This is a genomic window from Streptomyces sp. NPDC049585 (assembly GCF_040675615.1).
Classification (GTDB): domain Bacteria; phylum Actinomycetota; class Actinomycetes; order Streptomycetales; family Streptomycetaceae; genus Streptomyces; species Streptomyces luteosporeus.
The window spans coordinates 149,642-167,118 of record NZ_JBFAPE010000007.1; the positions used below are offsets into that span (position 1 = coordinate 149,642).

At 72.7% G+C, this 17,477-nt stretch carries 13 protein-coding genes; 5 read left to right on the forward strand and 8 right to left on the reverse strand.

Annotated elements, in window-relative coordinates:
- The first annotated feature begins 23 nt into the window (after nt 1-23).
- From AB0K17_RS11350 to AB0K17_RS11370, 5 genes are all read left to right on the forward strand, one after another.
- Complete coding sequence (locus tag AB0K17_RS11350) at nt 24-1,193, forward strand: sensor domain-containing protein (RefSeq protein ID WP_365968766.1); 1,170 nt, start codon at nt 24-26, stop codon at nt 1,191-1,193.
- A 140-nt stretch (nt 1,194-1,333) separates the two neighbouring features.
- Nucleotides 1,334-2,686, forward strand: a complete 1,353-nt coding sequence (locus tag AB0K17_RS11355) for a sensor domain-containing protein (protein WP_365968767.1) — start codon at nt 1,334-1,336, stop codon at nt 2,684-2,686.
- Between the two features lie 116 nt (nt 2,687-2,802).
- Nucleotides 2,803-3,462, forward strand: coding sequence for a response regulator transcription factor (locus AB0K17_RS11360; RefSeq protein WP_365968801.1), 660 nt, complete (start codon nt 2,803-2,805; stop codon nt 3,460-3,462).
- Nucleotides 3,463-3,639: 177 nt separating this feature from the next.
- Complete coding sequence (locus tag AB0K17_RS11365; RefSeq protein WP_365968768.1) at nt 3,640-5,544, forward strand: 2-oxoacid:acceptor oxidoreductase subunit alpha; 1,905 nt, start codon at nt 3,640-3,642, stop codon at nt 5,542-5,544.
- On the forward strand, nt 5,541-6,593 hold the full coding sequence (locus AB0K17_RS11370; RefSeq protein WP_365968769.1) for a 2-oxoacid:ferredoxin oxidoreductase subunit beta: 1,053 nt from the start codon (nt 5,541-5,543) through the stop codon (nt 6,591-6,593). Before AB0K17_RS11365 ends, AB0K17_RS11370 begins: the two co-directional genes overlap by 4 nt.
- 69 nt (nt 6,594-6,662) lie before the next feature.
- Here the strand turns inward: AB0K17_RS11370 and AB0K17_RS11375 are convergent, their stop codons facing one another.
- The 8 genes from AB0K17_RS11375 to AB0K17_RS11410 all read right to left on the reverse strand — a co-directional run bounded on the left by AB0K17_RS11375 (nt 6,663) and on the right by AB0K17_RS11410 (nt 17,254).
- Nucleotides 6,663-8,036, reverse strand: a complete 1,374-nt coding sequence (locus AB0K17_RS11375) for a M20/M25/M40 family metallo-hydrolase (RefSeq protein WP_365968770.1) — start codon at nt 8,034-8,036, stop codon at nt 6,663-6,665.
- A 111-nt stretch (nt 8,037-8,147) separates the two neighbouring features.
- Entirely contained in the window at nt 8,148-9,158 is a 1,011-nt protein-coding gene (gene rarD, locus AB0K17_RS11380) for an EamA family transporter RarD (protein ID WP_365968771.1), read from the reverse strand.
- An 82-nt stretch (nt 9,159-9,240) separates the two neighbouring features.
- Nucleotides 9,241-11,229 carry an APC family permease gene (locus AB0K17_RS11385; protein WP_365968772.1) on the reverse strand — a complete coding sequence of 663 codons (1,989 nt, stop codon included), beginning with the start codon at nt 11,227-11,229 and terminating at the stop codon, nt 9,241-9,243.
- A 340-nt stretch (nt 11,230-11,569) separates the two neighbouring features.
- The gene (locus AB0K17_RS11390) at nt 11,570-12,406 is read right to left on the reverse strand and encodes an ABC transporter permease (RefSeq protein ID WP_365968773.1); all 837 of its coding nucleotides are present in this window, start codon (nt 12,404-12,406) and stop codon (nt 11,570-11,572) included.
- Entirely contained in the window at nt 12,393-13,379 is a 987-nt protein-coding gene (locus tag AB0K17_RS11395; protein ID WP_365968774.1) for an ABC transporter ATP-binding protein, read from the reverse strand. Before AB0K17_RS11395 ends, AB0K17_RS11390 begins: the two co-directional genes overlap by 14 nt.
- A complete protein-coding gene (locus AB0K17_RS11400; protein ID WP_365968775.1) occupies nt 13,376-14,695 on the reverse strand; it encodes a DUF2092 domain-containing protein in 1,320 nt (439 codons plus the stop codon). The genes AB0K17_RS11395 and AB0K17_RS11400 overlap by 4 nt, the downstream gene beginning before the upstream one ends.
- 170 nt (nt 14,696-14,865) lie before the next feature.
- On the reverse strand, nt 14,866-15,876 hold the full coding sequence (locus AB0K17_RS11405) for a polyprenyl synthetase family protein (protein ID WP_365968776.1): 1,011 nt from the start codon (nt 15,874-15,876) through the stop codon (nt 14,866-14,868).
- Nucleotides 15,877-16,051: 175 nt separating this feature from the next.
- Complete coding sequence (locus tag AB0K17_RS11410) at nt 16,052-17,254, reverse strand: FAD-dependent oxidoreductase (protein WP_365968777.1); 1,203 nt, start codon at nt 17,252-17,254, stop codon at nt 16,052-16,054.
- Between the last annotated feature and the right edge of the window lie 223 nt (nt 17,255-17,477).

Sequence of the window (17,477 nt, forward strand, 5' to 3'; positions counted from 1 at the left end):
CGGGGCCGGGGCAGGCTTGCGCCATGACCGCCCGCACCACCTCGGACCTCAGCGGCGACGAGGCGCTTCCGCCCGTCCGCCCGGCCTTCTCCGCCACCACATGGAAGGAGGTCGTCCACTTGCTGCTGAACCTCGCGGCGGGCATCGGCGGCTTCCTCTACGTCTCCTTGTGGCTCTATGCCGGCGTGGCGCTGTCGGTGACCGTGGTGGGGCTGCCGCTGCTGGCGGCCGGCCTGACGGGCGCGCGGGTGCTCGGGCGCATCGAGCGCCGGCGGGCGCGCGCCCTGCTGGGCGTGCACGTCGACGAGCCGAGCCGGCTGCAGCGGCTGGGTGCCCAGGGGGTGCTCGCCCGGATGTGGAGGTCGCTGCGGGACCCGGTGGCGTGGCGCAGCACGCTGTACGCGTTCATCAGATTGCCATGGGGTGTTCTCACCTTCGCCGTCACGCTGGTCTCCCTCCTGGTCGCCTGGCCGCTGCTGGGCTGGATCACGCGGGGGCTGTCGAACGTGGACCGGGCGATGGTGCGCGGGCTGCTGTCGCCCTCCGGCGAGCTGGAGCGGCGGATCGCGGAGCTGGAGGAGGACCGCGGCATCGTCGTGGACACCGCGGCCGCCGATCTGCGCCGTATCGAGCGCGATCTGCACGACGGCGCCCAGGCGCGGCTGGTCGCGCTGGCGATGGGGCTGGGCCTGGCGAAGGAGAAGGTGCTGGAGGACCCGGACGCGGCGGCCCGCATGGTGGACGAGGCGCACGGCGAGGTGAAGCTGGCCCTGCAGGAGCTGCGGGATCTGGCCCGCGGCATCCATCCGGCGATCCTCACCGACCGAGGCCTGGGCCCGGCCCTGTCCTCGGTCGCCGCCCGCTGCACCGTTCCCGTGACGGTGACCGTCGAGCTCCGGGACCGGCCGGCACCTGCCATCGAAGGCATCGCCTACTTCACCGTCTCGGAACTCCTGCAGAACATCAGCAAGCACAGCCACGCCACCCGGGCCGAGGTCCGCGTGCACAAGCGCGGCGAGCGCCTCCACCTGCGCGTCACCGACGACGGCCGCGGCGGCGCCTCCCCCGCGAACGGCAGCGGCCTGGCCGGGCTCGCCGAACGCCTGGGCTCCGTCGACGGTGCGCTGACGGTCCACTCCCCCGCCGGCGGACCCACCACCGTCACCGCCGAACTCCCCTGGCGCAGCCGCTGACGCTTCCGGGGGTGGGGAATCCCCCACCCCCGGGACGCCCGCTCTCCTCATGGTCCGGACGGCCCCGCCCCGGGAGGCTGGAGGGGACGACGACAGCCGCGCCCGACCCGGCGCGCCACCCCAGGAGAACGGACGACGACATGGCCCTCCCCCACGGACACACCGCGCCGGCGGCACCCCGGCGGCCGCGGGTGCCGGTCGCGCTGCGCGCCCCGCTGGCGGGCCGCACCTGGCGCGAGTTCCTGTACGTGATGCTCGGCCTGCCGATCGCGGTGTTCACCTTCGCGTACGGGGTGGTGATGACCACCCTCAGCGTGGGCCTGCTGGTGACCTTCCTCGGCGTGCCGCTGCTGGCGGGCACCCTGGCGGGGGCGCGCGGGCTGGGTGCGCTGGAGCGGGCGCGGGCCCGGGCGCTGCTGGGCCTGCGGGTCGGCGAGCCGGAGCCCGTACGCCCGCGGCCGGCCCGCGCCGGGCGCAGGGCCCGCGGTGGCCTGATGACCTGGGTGGGGGCGCTGCTCAAGAGCGGGACGTCCTGGCGGAACCTGCTGTATACGGTGCTGTGCCTGCCGTGGGCGATCTTCTCCTTCGTCGTGGCGGTCGTCGTCACGACGGTGGGCTGGCTGCTGTTCCTGTACCCGGCGTGGCAGTGGGTGCCCAAGAGGTACGTCGGTCATCCCGGCATCCAGCTGTACGGCGACTCGGAGGGCCACGCGTACTACGTCGACACCCCGTTCGAGGTCGGCGTGACCTGCGTCCTCGGTCTGCTGCTGGTGCTGGCGATGCCCTGGGTGCTGCGTGGTCTGACGGCCGTCAACCGGCTGCTGGTGTCGGGGCTGCTGGGCCCGTCGGTGCTGGCCGCGCGCGTGTCGGAGCTGGAGGAGGACCGCGGCGTGGCCGTGGACACCGCCGCCGCCGATCTGCGCCGCATCGAGCGCGACCTGCACGACGGCGCCCAGGCCCGCCTGGCCGCCCTCGCCATGGACCTGGGGATGGCGAAGGACAAGGCGCAGTCCGATCCGCAGGCCGCCGCCCGGCTGGTGGACGAGGCGCACGGCGAGGTGAAGCTGGCCCTGCAGGAACTGCGCGACCTGGCCCGCGGCATCCATCCGGCGATCCTCACCGACCGAGGCCTCGGCCCCGCCCTGTCCTCCGTCGCCGCCCGCTGCGCCGTCCCCGTCACCGTCACCGTCGAGCTCCCCGACCGGCCGGCACCCGCCATCGAAGGCATCGCCTACTTCACCGTCTCCGAACTCCTGCAGAACATCAGCAAGCACAGCCACGCCACCCGGGCCGAGATCCGCGTGCACAAGCGCGGCAACCGCCTCCACCTGCGCGTCACCGACAACGGCCACGGCGGCGCCACCACCGCCCACGGCAGCGGACTCGCCGGGCTCGCCGAACGCCTCGGCTCCGTCGACGGTGCCCTCACCCTCGACTCCCCCGCCGGCGGACCCACCACCGTCACCGCCGAACTCCCCTGGCGCAGCCGCTGACGGCGCTCCGTCACCCGCGATGCTGCGATGCTGGTGGGCAGTCGGCAGGGCTGCCCACGGGGGGTGGCGTCGCCAGGGTGACCGGAGGTCGGATCGTGCAGGACGCGGTGCAGCGGGTGCGGGTGGTCATCGCCGAGGACTCGGTGCTGCTGCGGGAGGGCCTGACCCGGCTGCTGACCGACCGCGGGCACGAGGTCGTGGCCGGCGTGGGCGACGCCGAGGCCCTGCTCAAGACGGTCGGCGAACTGGCGGCCGAGGGCGCGCTGCCGGACGTCGTGGTCGCCGACGTGCGGATGCCCCCCACCCACACCGACGAGGGCGTGCGCGCGGCGGTGCGGCTGCGCGGCGAGCACCCGGAGCTGGGCGTGCTGGTGCTCTCGCAGTACGTCGAGGAGCAGTACGCCACGGAGCTGCTGGCCGGCAGCAGCCGGGGCGTGGGCTACCTGCTGAAGGACCGCGTCGCCGACGTGCGCGAGTTCGTGGACGCGGTGGTGCGGGTGGCCGGCGGGGGCACCGCGCTGGACCCGGAGGTCGTCGCCCAGCTGCTGGGGCGCAGCCGCAAGCAGGACGTCCTGGCGGGGCTCACCCCGCGGGAGCGGGAAGTGCTGGGGTTGATGGCCGAGGGCCGCACCAATTCGGCCATCGCCAAGCAGCTGGTCGTCAGCGACGGCGCGGTGGAGAAGCACATCAGCAACATCTTCCTCAAGCTGGGGCTCGCGCCGAGCGAGGGCGACCACCGCCGGGTGCTGGCGGTGCTGACGTACCTGCGCTCGTAGCGGGGCGGGCCGGGCCCGGGTCTGTCCGAAGAGCGGTCCCGCCGGGCGGAGCCCTGCCCTCCGCTGTTGATTCGTTGATCCATCCAAGGAAGGCTGACCTTGCCACCGTAGGATGGCGGGGGAAGGCCGGACGCGCCACCATGTGGCCCGGCTCCGCCACAAGGGAGGTCCGAAGCAGTGACCAGCGAGGTCAGCAGCCCGGCCGAGCAGGCCGGCGGCGCGCCCGCCGCCAAGGAGATCCGTCGGTTGGACCGGGTCATCATCCGCTTCGCGGGTGACTCCGGTGATGGCATGCAGCTGACGGGAGACCGGTTCACGTCGGAGACGGCATCGTTCGGCAACGACTTGTCGACGCTGCCGAACTTCCCCGCCGAGATCCGTGCTCCTGCCGGAACGCTGCCGGGAGTGTCGTCCTTCCAGCTCCACTTCGCCGACCACGACATCCTCACGCCCGGTGATGCGCCGGACGTCCTGGTGGCGATGAACCCGGCGGCGCTGAAGGCGAACGTGGGCGATCTGCCGCGGGGCGCGCAGATCATCGTCAACACCGACGAGTTCGCCAAGCGCCCGATGGCGAAGGTGGGCTACGACAGCAACCCGCTCGAGGACGGTTCGCTGGACGCCTACCACCTGCACAAGGTGCCGCTGACGACGCTGACGATCGAGGCGCTCAAGGAGTTCGGGCTCTCCCGCAAGGAGGCCGAGCGCAGCAAGAACATGTTCGCGCTGGGCCTGCTGTCGTGGATGTACCACCGGCCGACGGAGACGACCGAGGCCTTCCTGCGGAAGAAGTTCGCGAAGAAGCCGCAGATCGCCGAGGCGAACGTGGCCGCGTTCCGGGCCGGCTGGAACTTCGGCGAGACCACGGAGGACTTCGCCGTCTCCTACGAGGTGGCCCCCGCCACCTCCGCGTTCCCCCCGGGCACCTACCGCAACATCTCCGGCAATCTCGCCCTGGCGTACGGCCTGATCGCCGCCGCGCAGCAGGCGGACCTGCCGCTGTTCCTCGGCTCGTACCCGATCACGCCGGCCTCCGACATCCTGCACGAGCTGTCGAAGCACAAGAACTTCGGTGTGCGCACCTTCCAGGCCGAGGACGAGATCGCCGGCATCGGCGCCGCGCTCGGCGCGGCCTTCGGCGGCTCCCTGGCGGTGACCACCACCTCGGGCCCGGGCGTGGCGCTGAAGTCGGAGACGATCGGTCTCGCGGTGTCGCTGGAGCTGCCGCTGCTGATCGTCGACATCCAGCGCGGCGGCCCGTCGACCGGCCTGCCCACCAAGACCGAGCAGGCCGACCTGCTGCAGGCGATGTACGGGCGCAACGGCGAGGCCCCCGTGCCGGTCGTCGCCCCGAGGACGCCCGCGGACTGCTTCGATGCGACGCTGGACGCGGCCCGCATCGCGCTGGCCTACCGCACCCCCGTCTTCCTGCTCTCCGACGGCTACCTCGCCAACGGCTCCGAGCCGTGGCGGATCCCCGAGCTCGACGAACTGCCGGACCTGCGCGTGCAGTTCGCCACCGGCCCGAACCACACCCTCGCCGACGGCACCGAGGTCTTCTGGCCGTACAAGCGCGACCCGCAGACCCTGGCCCGGCCGTGGGCCGTGCCCGGCACCCCCGGGCTGGAGCACCGCATCGGTGGCATCGAGAAGCAGGACGGCACCGGCAACATCTCCTACGACCCGGCCAATCACGACCTGATGGTCCGCACCCGCCAGGCCAAGATCGACGGCATCACCGTGCCCGACATCGAGGTCGACGACCCCTCGGGCCGGGCCCGCACGCTGGTGCTCGGCTGGGGCTCGACGTACGGACCGATCACCGCCGCGGTCCGCCGCGTGCGCGGCGGCGGGCAGCACCTCGCCCAGGTGCACCTGCGCCACCTCAACCCCTTCCCCGCGAACCTGGGCGAGATCCTGCGCGCTTACGACACCGTGATCGTGCCGGAGATGAACCTCGGCCAGCTCGCCACCCTGCTGCGGGCGAAGTACCTCGTCGACGTCCGCTCCCACACCCAGGTCAGCGGCATGCCGTTCAAGGCCGAGCAGCTCGCCACCGTGTTCAAGGAGGCCATCCGATGACCATCGAGGCACTCTCCCTGGTCCCCAAGGCCGACGCCGCGCAATCCATGAAGGACTTCAAGTCCGACCAGGAAGTGCGCTGGTGCCCCGGCTGCGGCGACTACGCCATCCTCGCCGCCGTCCAGGGCTTCCTGCCCGACCTCGGCCTGGCGAAGGAGAACATCGTCTTCATCTCCGGCATCGGCTGCTCCTCCCGCTTCCCGTACTACATGAACACCTACGGGATGCACTCCATCCACGGGCGCGCCCCGGCCATCGCCACCGGCCTGGCCGCCTCCCGGCGGGATTTGTCGGTGTGGGTCGTCACCGGCGACGGCGACGCGCTGTCGATCGGCGGCAACCACCTCATCCACGCGCTGCGGCGCAACGTCAACCTCAAGATCCTGCTGTTCAACAACCGGATCTACGGGCTGACCAAGGGGCAGTACTCGCCGACCTCCGAGGTCGGCAAGATCACCAAGTCCACGCCGATGGGCTCGCTGGACGCCCCCTTCAACCCCGTCTCCCTCGCGCTGGGCGCCGAGGCCTCCTTCGTGGCCCGCACCATCGACTCCGACCGCAAGCACCTCACCGAGGTCCTGCGGCAGGCGGCCGCCCACCCCGGCACCGCGCTCGTGGAGATCTACCAGAACTGCAACATCTTCAACGACGGTGCGTTCGAGGCCCTGAAGGACAAGGAGCAGGCCCAGGAGGCCGTCATCCGCCTGGAGCACGGCGCCCCCATCCGCTTCGGCGCGGACGGCGGCAAGGGTGTCGTGCGCGACCACGCCACGGGCGATCTGAAGGTCGTGGAGGTGACGCCGGAGAACGAGGCGTCCGTCCTCGTCCACGACGCGCACGCCGCGTCCCCGACGACGGCGTTCGCGCTCTCGCGCCTGGCCGACCCGGACACGCTCCACCGCACGCCGGTGGGCGTCTTCCGCAGCGTCGAACGCCCCGTGTACGAGGCACAGATGGCCCAGCAGCTGGAGGCCGCGGTGGAACAGCGCGGCAAGGGCGACCTGGCGGGCCTGCTGTCCGGCAACGACACATGGACGGTGGTGGGGTAGGTACCCCGAAGACGAACGCCGGCCGGGCTGCTGTGCAGCCCGGCCGGCGTTCGTCTGCCGACGGTGGCGTCAGAACGTGAGCTTCCAGCCCGCCACGTAGCCGTCGTCCTGTGCTGCCACGTCCTGCACGCGCAGCTTCCAGACGCCGTTCGCCGCCTCCGACGACGCGTCGACCGTGTACGTCGCCACGACGTCCGCCGCCGAGTCGTTCGCGCTGGAGGACTTCAGCCGGTACGTGCGCCCGCTCGGTCCGACCAGGTCGATCACCAGGTCACCGCGGTAGCTGTGCTTGATATTGACACCGACCTTGAGGGCCGACGGCGCGTTGCCGGTCAGGCCGGAGACGGTGAGCGGGGAGTCCACTGCCGCCCCCGCGTCGGGGATGTCGACGGTCGTCGTGCTCTCGAAGACCTTGCCGCCGCTCGGCGGCGTCGTGGAACCGCCGCTCAGGGTCCACAGCCCGTAGGCGATGGCGTCGCTGTTGTTGTCGAGGGCGGTGTCGTTGATGTTGGCGATGGTGTCGCACGCCTGGTGGTAGCAGCGGTCGAAGGCCTGGCCTGCGGTGCCGCCCCACTTCTGGGCCTGTTCGGCGGTCTTGGTGTAGTCGGCGCCGCTGAAGAGGCCGCCGACCCGCACGCCGGCGTTCTTGAAGGGGGCGTGGTCGGAGCGGCCGTCGCCCTCGGTCTCGATCTCGGTGGGGATGTTGCGGGTGGCGAAGAAGTCCTTGAAGACGCCTTCGAGCTGCGGGTCGTCGTCGTAGACGAAGTAGCCGGGGTTGGGCGAGCCGATCATGTCGAAGTTCAGGTACGCGTCGATCCTGCCCCGCTCGGCGGCGGGGAGCTGGCGTACGTAGTTCTGCGAGCCGACCAGGCCCAGCTCCTCGGCTCCCCACCAGGCGAAGCGCAGGTGCTTGTCGGGCTTGTAGCCCTGCTTGGCGACGGTCAGGGCGACTTCGAGGATGCCGGCGGTGCCGGAGCCGTTGTCGTTGATGCCGGGGCCGCGGCCGACGGAGTCGAGGTGGGCACCGGCGAAGATCACGTGATTGGGGTCGCCGCCGGGCCAGTCGGCGACGAGGTTGTAGCCGGTGGCGCCGTTGGAGGTGAACTGCTGGACGCTGGTGGTGAAGCCGGCCGCGTCCAGCTTGCCCTTGACGTAGTCGAGGGACGCCTTGTAGCCGCTGCGCCCGTGGGCGCGGTTGCCGCCGTTGGCGTTGGCTATGGACTGCAGCTGGTTCAGGTGCGCCTTGACGTTGGCGACGGATATGTCGGGAGCCGCGGGTGCGGCCGTTCCGGTCCGCCCGGCGGCCGCGGTGGTGGGTGCCGCGGTCGCCGGGACGGAGGAGGTGCCGAGCAGGGCGGCGGTTGCGGCCGCGCCGGCGGCGAGGAGTACGGCACCGCGTGATCTTCGCGGCGCCGTGCGCAGGGTTGGTCCGTGGAGAAGCATGGGGGGCTCCCAACTCTGTTTGACGTGGCCATGATGCTGAGGTGCACCTGACGCAGCGTCAAGAGCGGGTTCAGGACACCGATCACCGGTTTCCGGATACCGGGCGCCCGTTCACCCCCGCTGAGCTGTGGTTTCCGTGTCCTGAGGGGCAATTGTTTTTTCTGTGTTACCAACGGCCGCCTGGCGCCGGGCCGTTTGCACCTGCACCCGAGCGTGACGGGCCGTACGCAGCGCGTCCCCCGTGAGCACCGCCAGCGCCACCCACACCAGCGCGAAGCCCGCCCACCGCTCGGGCGGCATCGCCTCGTGGAAGACCACCAGCCCGAGCGCGAACTGGAAGACCGGCGCGAGGTACTGCAGCATGCCGATCACCGACAGCGGCAGCCGCACCGCCGCCGCGCCGAAGGAGACCAGCGGCACCGCGGTGATCACACCGGTGCCCATCAGCAGCAGCGCGTGCCCGGCCCCCTCGGAGGTGAACGTCGACTGCCCCCGGCCCCCCAGGAACAGCAGCACGCCGAGCGCCGGCAGGAACTGCACGGCCGTCTCCACGGCCATCGACTCCAGCCCGCCCAGACCCACCTTCTTCTTCACCAGGCTGTACGTGCTGAAGGTCGCCGCGATCGTCAGCGCGATCCACGGCGGCTTGCCGTACCCGGCCGTGAGCACCGCCACCGCCACCGCGCCGGCCCCGACGGCCACCCACTGCGCCCTGCGCAGCCGCTCGCGCAGCACGAGGACGCCCAGGGCGATGGTGGCGAGCGGATTGACGAAGTAGCCGAGCGACGTCTCGACGACGTGCCCGGAGTTCACGGCCCAGATGTACACCCACCAGTTGACCGAGATCACGGCCGCGCCGAGCGCCGCCACGGCCAGCCGTTTGGGCTGCCGCAGCAGCGGGCGTATCCACTGCCACCGGCGGGTGACGGCCAGCACGACGGCGACGGTGACCAGGGACCACACCATGCGGTGGGCGAGGATCTCGACCGCCCCGGCGGGTTCGAGGAGCGGCCAGTACAGCGGGAAGAGCCCCCAGATGCCGTACGCGGCGACGCCGCACAGCAGGCCGGTGCGGCTCTCGCTGCGCTGCGGCCGGGGCGGGGCGGGCGGTGTGGACGGCATGGCGACCCCCGTTCTCGGTGACGTCAACCATGCGACGGTAGTCCGCCCGGCCGGTCGTGTGCATGCGCGTATCGCATGACGGTCATGACCCTGCCGTCCCGCCCGCACCTGCTTCTTTCTGCCCGGCGCCGGCGTGCTGCTGCTCGATGGCCCGCGTCACGTCGAACGGCAGGATCGTCACGGCCACGTTGGGCAGCTGCTCCAGGACGCGGGCGAGCTCCTCGGCCGTACCCCGGTGCAGCAGCCGGCCCAGCGGGGTGGAGTACGTGCGCCGGGGCACCAGCAGCGTCAGGGCCGTCGTGCCCTCCGCCGTCGTACGGGCCGCGTGGTCGGCGACCGCGTGCCGCAGCCGGCGGTCGGGGCAGTCGACGAGCTCCAGGGGGACGGTGGTGCCGCTCGAGCGGTCCCAGCGCTCGGTCAAATGGCGCGCCCGTTCAGCGTCGATGACGAAGTGCACGGCCCGCACCTCGTCGGGGTGCAGCTCGTGGGCGTAGCGCAGCGCCTTGAGCGTGGCCAGGTCGAGGTTGTCGACGAGGACGTGCACGACGTGGCGCCGCCAGTGGGGGCGGTCGGTGGCGAAGGCCGGCATGTTCTCCAGCGCTGCGGCCTCCTGCCGGTACTGGCGGTTGATGCGGATCAGCGCCCACACGCCCAGCGGGAAGATCACGACCACCAGCCAGGCGCCCTCGGTGAACTTCGTGATGGCGAAGATGACCACGACCGCCGCCGAGACGACGGCGGCCAGCAGGTTCGCCACCGTCTTCCAGTGCGCGGGGCCCCTGCCCCGCCGCCAGTGGTGGGCCGTCATGCCGGCGGCGGCCATCGTGAAGCCGGTGAAGACGCCGATGGCGTACAGCGCCACCAGCTTGTCGACGTTCGCGCCCGTCACCAGCAGCAGCGCCAGCGAGACGACGGTCAGGCAGATGATGCCGTTGGAGAAGGCCAGCCGGTGGCCGCGGCGGGTCAGCTGGCGGGGCAGGAAGCGGTCCTCGGCGACGAAGCTGGCGAGGAAGGGGAAGCCGGTGAAGGGCGTGTTGGCGCCGGTGTAGAGGATCAGGGCGGTGGCCAGCTGCACGAACACCAGCCCCGCCGTGCCCGCCCAGCCGTCGCCGAAGACCAGGTGGGCCTCCTGGGCCAGGACGGTGGGGTTGCCGTCCTCGTAGGGAATGGCGTGCGTGTAGTGGGCCAGCAGCGAGACGCCGAAGACCATCGCGCCCAGGATGCAGCTCATCGTGGTGAGCGTGCGGCGGGCGTTGACGCCCTCGGGGTGGTGGAAGGCGGAGACGCTGTTGGAGATCGCCTCCAGACCCGTCAGCGACGAACCGCCGTTGGCGAAGGCGCGCAGCACCATGAACGTGGTCGCCCCGTACAGCCAGCCGTTGCCCGTGCCCAGCGGCACGGCCCCGACCGCGTGCACGTCCGCGTGCGGCAGGCCGCTGCCGGCCACGGCCCGCACCAGGCCGACGCACAGCACCAGGGCGATGGCGAGCATGAACAGGTACGCGGGCGCGGCGAAGGTCCGCCCGGCCTCGCGCAGGCCGCGCAGGTTGCCGTACATGAGCAGCACGACGACGCCCGCGGTGATCGGCAGCTTGAGGTGGTCGATGCCGGTGTAGCCGTCGCCGGTCAGGTGCGCGAGCGAGACCAGCGCATCGGTGCCGGCGGCCGTCTGCACGGCGACGGTGACGATGTAGTCGACCAGCAGCGCGACCGCGGCGATCTGCGCGATGCGCGGCCCGAAGTTCTCGCGGGCGACGACGTAGGAGCCGCCGGCGCGGGTGTAGACGGAGACGACGTCGCGGTAGGAGAGGGTGAGCAGCAGCAGGACGAAAAGGATCGCGCCCGTGACGGGCAGGATGAGCGTGAAGGCGGCCGTCCCCGCGACGGGCACGAGGATGCGCAGCATCTCCTCGGGGCCGTACGCGGTCGACGACATGCAGTCGGAGGCGAGGACGCCGAGCGCCAGCGGATTGGACAGCTTCTCCCGGGCCAGCCGCCCGGTGACGAGCGGCGGACCGAGCAGGAACCGCTTGATCCGGTACGCGGGACGGTCGCGGACGGGCATGGCCATAGGAGACGGGTGCCCGGCCCGGCCCCGGATCAGCCCCGCCGGTCGGGGGCTTTTCCCCCTCGCCGCCGACCGCGCGGAGCGCGGTACCGGGGGCCCCGATCCGCCGGGGCCTGTCCACGGCGCCCCGTAGGGGCGCGGGGAACTGCGCGACAAGCCACGACGCGCCCGCAGATCGCCCGGGCCCCGGGGTGGTGTGTCGGCCTGCGGGCCGTCGCCGGTCGATCGCGCCCACGCGGCGGCAGCCGCAGATCGACAACGCCCCGCGCCCCTACGGGGCGCCGTGATGGCGCGTGACGAGGATCCGCCGGACGCGCCCCGGCGCGGTGCGCAGGCGCGGGGCCTACGCCGTCACGTCACGGGAGGTGAACCGCGCCCACGCCGCCGAGCCGAAGACCGCCGCGTACAGCCCCTGCAGCCCCACGTTGCGCAGCACCTCGTCCCAGTACACCGGCTGCCGCAGCAGATCCGCGAAACTCAGCCAGTAGTGCGGGAAGAGATACGACCGCACCGCGCCCACCTGCGGGAACTGGTCGAGGATCTGGACGGTGATCAGCAGGCCCACCGTCGTGGCCATCGCCGCGATGCCGCTGTCGGTCAGCGTGGAGACGAACAGGCCCAGCGCCGCCAGCCCCACCAGCGACAGCGCCACCACGCCCGCGATCGCCAGGGCCCGCAGCAGCCCCTCCCCGAACGACACGGTGGTGCCGCTGATCAGCGTGACCTCCCCCAGCGGGAAGAGCACGGCCCCCACCGCCAGCGCGGACAGCGCGACGACGAGGGTCGCGGCGCAGCAGAACAGGACGGTCGTCGCGAACTTCACCAGCAGCAGCCGGGTGCGCCCGGCCGGGGCGACCAGCAGGTACCGCAGGGTGCCCGGGCCGGCCTCGCCGGCCACCGCGTCGCCGGCGACGACACCGATGGCCATGGGCAGGAAGAACGGCAGGGTCACGGCGAGCGAGGTGAAGACGAGGAAGAGGCCGTTGTTCGTGACCTGGCTGATGAAGGCCGGCCCGCCCCCGCCGTGCCCGGCGCTCCCGCCGTCGGCGGTCTCGATCTTCACGGCGATGCCCACCAGCACCGGCACGGCCGCGAGGACGCCGAGCAGGGCGAGGGTGCGCCACCGCCGGAAGGTCGTTCCCACCTCGTTGCCCAGCAGCGAGAGGTCAGCCCGCGACATCGAAGCCCTCCCCGGTCAGGGCGACGAACGCGTCCTCCAGCGAGGCCCGCTCGGCGCCGAAGGCCCGCACGCGCACGCCGGCGCGGACGAGGGCGGCGACGAGGTCGGCGGGCTCGGCGAGGCCGGCCGGGGGCTCCCCGGTGACGCGGTCGTCGGTGACCGTGAGGTCGTGCACGCCGTGCTCCTTCAGTACGCGCACGGCCTCCGCCGTGTCGGGGGTGGTGACGGCCAGCCGGCCCCGGGCGGAGGCGGCGAGCTCGGCGACCGTGCCCTGGGTGAGCAGGCGGCCGCGGGCCATGACGGCCACATGGGTGCAGACCTGCTCGATCTCGTCGAGGAGGTGGGAGGAGAGGAAGACGGTGGTGCCCTCGGCGGCCAGGGAGCGCACCAGGGAGCGGATCTCGCGCATGCCCTGGGGGTCGAGGCCGTTGGTGGGCTCGTCGAGGACGAGGAGCTCGCGGGGTTGCAGCAGGGCGGCGGCCAGGCCCAGGCGCTGCTTCATGCCGAGGGAGTACGCGCGGGCCTTGCGGCCCGCGGCCGCGCCGAGGCCGACGCGGTCGAGGGCGGCACCGACGCGGGCCGCCCGGGTGCGGGGGTCGGCGGCCGGGTCGGCGGCGTCGAGGCGTACGAGGTTGTCGCGGCCGGAGAGGAAGCCGTACAGGGCGGGGCCCTCGATGAGGGCGCCCACCCTGGGCAGCACCCGGCGCACGGCGCGCGGCATCTCCTCGCCGAGCACGCGGGCGGTGCCGGAGGTGGGCTCGATGAGGCCCATGAGCATCCGGATGGTGGTGGTCTTCCCCGAGCCGTTGGGCCCGAGGAAGCCGAAGACGCTGCCGCGCGGCACGACGAGGTCGAGGCCGTCGACGGCGAGCCGGCCGCCGCGGTAGCGCTTGGCGAGCCCGCGGGTCTCGATCACGGGGTCGCCGGCGCCGGCGGCCGGCCCCTGCACGGTCGTGCCTTCCTCGTCGCTCACTTGGTGGTGTCGGCGGCCTTGACCAGGGCGTCCTTGGTGACGGCGCCGGCGTAGACCTTGCCGTCGTCGGTCATCAGGACGTTGACGATCCGGGTGCTGAACAGGCGTCCGGTGCCGAAGTCGCCGGAGACCTTGGTGCCGAAGCTGTCGAGCAGGGCCTGGGCGTTCTGCTCGCCGCCCTTGCCGGCGTCCTTGCCCGCGTCCTTCTTGGGCGCGGCCTTGCCGGCCTCGGCCTGGGTGGCCGCGTCCTTGCCGGCGTCGATGCGGACGATCGAGCCCCAGCCCTTGCCGAGAACCGTGTTCTTCCCGTCCTTGGCGCCCTCCAGCTCCCCGAGGGCGGGCATGCCGGGCAGCTCGGGCAGGGCCTTGCCGGCCCGGTCGTGGCGGCCGGCGGCGTCCTTGGCGTCGCCCTCGGTCACCTTGGCGCCCTTGGGCGGGGTGAAGCGGAAGGTGTCGGCGGCCGGGGCGCCGAAGTCGACCTTGGTGAAGGCCGCGTCGACGACCGCCTTGCCGCCGCCCTTGGGGGCGAGGGTGAACTTCAGCGGCACGCCGGTCCTCGCGTCCACGGCGATGCGCACGGCCTCGACGGTGGAGTCGCCCTGCTTGGGCTTGACCGCCAGCTGGTAGGTGTCGCGGCCGGCCACCTTGGCCGTGCCGTCGACGGTGACGGCGGTGGTGTCGTCGGCCGCGGCGAGGACCTTCTTGGCGAGCTCCTGCGGGGAGATCGCGGCGGCGTCCGAGGGGGCCTTGTGGTCGCGCTTCTGCGCGTCCTGCGGGGCCTTGGCGTGGTACGCGGTGTTGCTGGCGCTGTCGTACGCCCAGACCTCGCCGGCGTTGTGGACGACGCTGTACTCGGCGGCGGACTCGACGATGGACAGCCGCTGCTTGTCCGGGCCGTCGACGGCGATGCGCAGCGTGTGGCTGCCGGCCGCGAGCTCGGTGAGCCGGGCCTGCGGGGAGGCGTCCGCGCCGGAGGCGCCGCCCTTGCCGGCGCTCTTGCCGCCGAGGTCGCCCAGGGAGCCGCCGCCGGGCAGGGAGGGCAGCCCCAGGTCGGTGCTGATCTTGACCGTGCCCGACATGCGCTGCGTGTCGGAAGCGGCCATCTTGGCTATGAGGTCCTGCGCGCTGATCTTCGGCAGGTCCGGGTCGCCGGTGCTGGCGAGCGCGGAGCCGATGCCGATGGTGGCGGCGGCGACACCGGCCACCGCGACCGGTACCGCGTAACGGACCGCCTTGCGGCGCCGACGGCCGCCGGCGGCGGACGCCTCGGCCCCGTCCGTACCGTCGGTGCCCGGTGCCGGGTGGATCCCTGCCATTGCTCTACCTCCGTCGTGTGACCGACCGCTGGGGAAGACGCTCGGGAAGACCCTTCAATTGCATCAAAGGGACCGCGTCCAGTCGTCAGCCGACGGGATCAGGTCGTCGTACGCCTGCGGTATGACGACCCGTGAGGGAGCACCGGTCGGGGGGTGGAGCCGCGTACGCCTCAGCCGGCCCGGTGCACCACCGCGTCGCACAGGTCCTCCAGCGCCGCCTTGGCCGCGCAGTCGGGCAGCGGCGCCAGCGTTGCGCGGGCCTCCTGGGCGTAGCGGACGGTGTCGCGCCGGGCCTGCTCCAGGGCGGGGTGGACGCGCAGCCGGCGCAGCACCTCGGCGTGCCGGGCGTCGTCGGTGAGGTCGCCCGCGAGCAGCTCGCACAACTCCAGGTCCTCGGGCGCGCCGGTGGCCTCGGCGCGGGCGCGCAGGTGCAGCACCGGGAGGGTGGCGATGCCCTCGCGCAGGTCCGTCCCGGGCGTCTTGCCGGACTCGTGGGAGTCGCTGGCGATGTCCAGGACGTCGTCGGCGAGCTGGAAGGCGATGCCCAGGCGCTCGCCGTAGTGGGTGAGGATCTCCACGACGCGCTCGTCGGCGCCGGACATCATGGCGCCGTAGCGGCCGGAGACGGCGATCAGCGAGCCGGTCTTGCCGGCCAGCACGTCGAGGTAGTGCTCGATGGGGTCGCGGCCGTCGCGCGGGCCCGCGGTCTCCAGGATCTGGCCGGTGACCAGGCGCTCGAAGGCCTCGGCCTGGATGCGCACGGCCTCCGGGCCCAGGTCGGCGAGTATCCGCGAGGCGCGGGAGAAGAGGAAGTCGCCGGTGAGGACGGCCACGGAGTTGTCCCAGCGGGCGTTGGCGCTGGGCACCCCGCGCCGCACGTCGGCCTCGTCCATGACGTCGTCGTGGTAGAGCGTGGCGAGGTGGGTGAGCTCGACGACGACGGCCGAGGGCACCACGCCGGGGGCGTACGGGTCGCCGAACTGGGCGGCGAGCATCACCAGCAGCGGACGGAACCGCTTGCCGCCTGCCTTGACCAGGTGCTGGGCCGCCTCGGTGATGAAGGGCACCCCGCTCTTGGTGGCCTCGAGGAGGCCCTCCTCGACAGCGGCCAACCCGGCCTGGACATCGGCTTCAAGAGCCTGGTCCCGCACGTTCAGCCCAAAAGGCTCGACGACGGTCACGAGGGGTACTCCTGTCTGCCTGCGAACACGGGGATTGTCGATGTGTCGCTGTCTCCACCAAAAGTCAGCGTATCCGGTCGACAGTCGATCACTCCCCGTAGGGGTGTGGGCAGTCGTCCCAGCGGGGCGTGACGACTGCCCCCTTCCCTCGTGTTCCCCTCGCTTACCGCCGGTACTACAGCGCGGCCACCGCCCTCGACAACCGCGGCGAGGCGTACTCCGTACCGCACACGAACCGCATCACCGGACCGTAGCTGGCGGCGGCCGGCAGGCCGGTGAAGAACAGGCCCGGCACCGAGGAGTGGTAGCCCGGGCCGAGTCGGGGCCCGCCCGCGCTCACCGCGAGCCGGGTGCGCAGGCCGGTGCCCAGGAAGTCCAGGGCGGCCACGTCCATCCGGTAGCCGGTGGCGGCGATGACGTGGTCGGCGCGCAGCTCGCTCTCCGCGCCCTCGCCGTCACCACCGAGCGTGAGCACCGGCCGCCCCGCCTCCACGCGGGCGCGCACGACACGCTTGCCCTCGGTGACCTGCACCTTGCCGATGAACCGCTCCCGCAGCCACCAGGCGCCCAGCGGGCCGAGCACCCGGCGCACCAGGTACTGCCGGGTGGGCGCGGGCAGCATGCGGAAGCCGTCGGCGTGGTACGAGAACGCGTACAGCGACCAGGCCCGGCCGAAGGGCGTGTCGGGCTTGAACAGCGGCTGCCCGTCGGGCGCCGCACCGAAGCGCACGGCGCCCCGGCGCCGGGCGAGCACGCGCACGGACGCCGCGCCCGCCTCGGCGAGCAGCACGGCGCTCTCCAGCGCCGACTGGCCGGCGCCGACGACCACCACGTGCTTGCCGGCGAAGGCCGCGAGGTCGCGGTGCTGGGAGCTGTGCGAGATCGGCCCGGCCGCGGACGGGCCGGCCGGCACGGCGGCGGCCAGCTCGGGCGGCAGCTGGGCGAGGTTGGTCAGGCCGGTGGCGACGACCACGGCGCGGGCGGCGAACTGCTCACCGGAGTCCAGCTTGATCTCGAAGCCGCCGGAGCCGCGGCGGTCGACGGAGACCACGCGCTCCTTCTCCAGCTGGGGCACCAGGCGCTGCTGGAACCACATGCCGTAGGCGGCGAACGTCTCGACGGGAATGATCTCCCAGTCGGACTCGAAGCGCCGCTCCCCCACGTCCTGGCAGTAGTCGAAGAGGGTGTGGCCGGGCTGCGGGGCGTCGATGTCGGAGGCGCTGGGGGTCGACTTCAGCAGCATCCCGGCGGGCATGTTCTCGCGCCAGCTCACCATGGGCGCGCCGAAGACGCGGGTGGGCACGGCCCGGGCTTTGAGGTGGGCGGCGGTCGAGAGGCCGTACGGTCCGGCCCCGATGACGGCTACGGGAAGTGTCACGGGTCCCCTCCCAGGGCACACGATGGTTCGCGTCGGACGGACTGGTTCGGGCAGACGGGAAGGTCTGCGCGGGCGGAAGAGCGGGTGAACGGACGGGCGGACGGGCGGACGGGTGGTGGCAGGGGCTGCCGGCCCCCTCGGCCCGTCAGCCCCCGGCGGGGCCGGCGGCGGCGCTCCCGGGGCGTCTTCGGGGGCGCCTCGCAGCGCATATCGCGGCACGTGC

Bases quoted from the DNA above. Each gene is read 5' to 3' on its own strand.
- rarD (WP_365968771.1), bottom strand. From the start codon at position 9,158: ATGCCGTCCACACCGCCCGCCCCGCCCCGGCCGCAGCGCAGCGAGAGC.
- AB0K17_RS11390 (WP_365968773.1), bottom strand. From the start codon at position 12,406: ATGTCGCGGGCTGACCTCTCGCTGCTGGGCAACGAGGTGGGAACGACC.
- AB0K17_RS11355 (WP_365968767.1), top strand. From the start codon at position 1,334: ATGGCCCTCCCCCACGGACACACCGCGCCGGCGGCACCCCGGCGGCCG.
- AB0K17_RS11350 (WP_365968766.1), top strand. From the start codon at position 24: ATGACCGCCCGCACCACCTCGGACCTCAGCGGCGACGAGGCGCTTCCG.
- AB0K17_RS11375 (WP_365968770.1), bottom strand. From the start codon at position 8,036: ATGCTTCTCCACGGACCAACCCTGCGCACGGCGCCGCGAAGATCACGC.
- AB0K17_RS11400 (WP_365968775.1), bottom strand. From the start codon at position 14,695: ATGGCAGGGATCCACCCGGCACCGGGCACCGACGGTACGGACGGGGCC.
- AB0K17_RS11370 (WP_365968769.1), top strand. From the start codon at position 5,541: ATGACCATCGAGGCACTCTCCCTGGTCCCCAAGGCCGACGCCGCGCAA.
- AB0K17_RS11385 (WP_365968772.1), bottom strand. From the start codon at position 11,229: ATGGCCATGCCCGTCCGCGACCGTCCCGCGTACCGGATCAAGCGGTTC.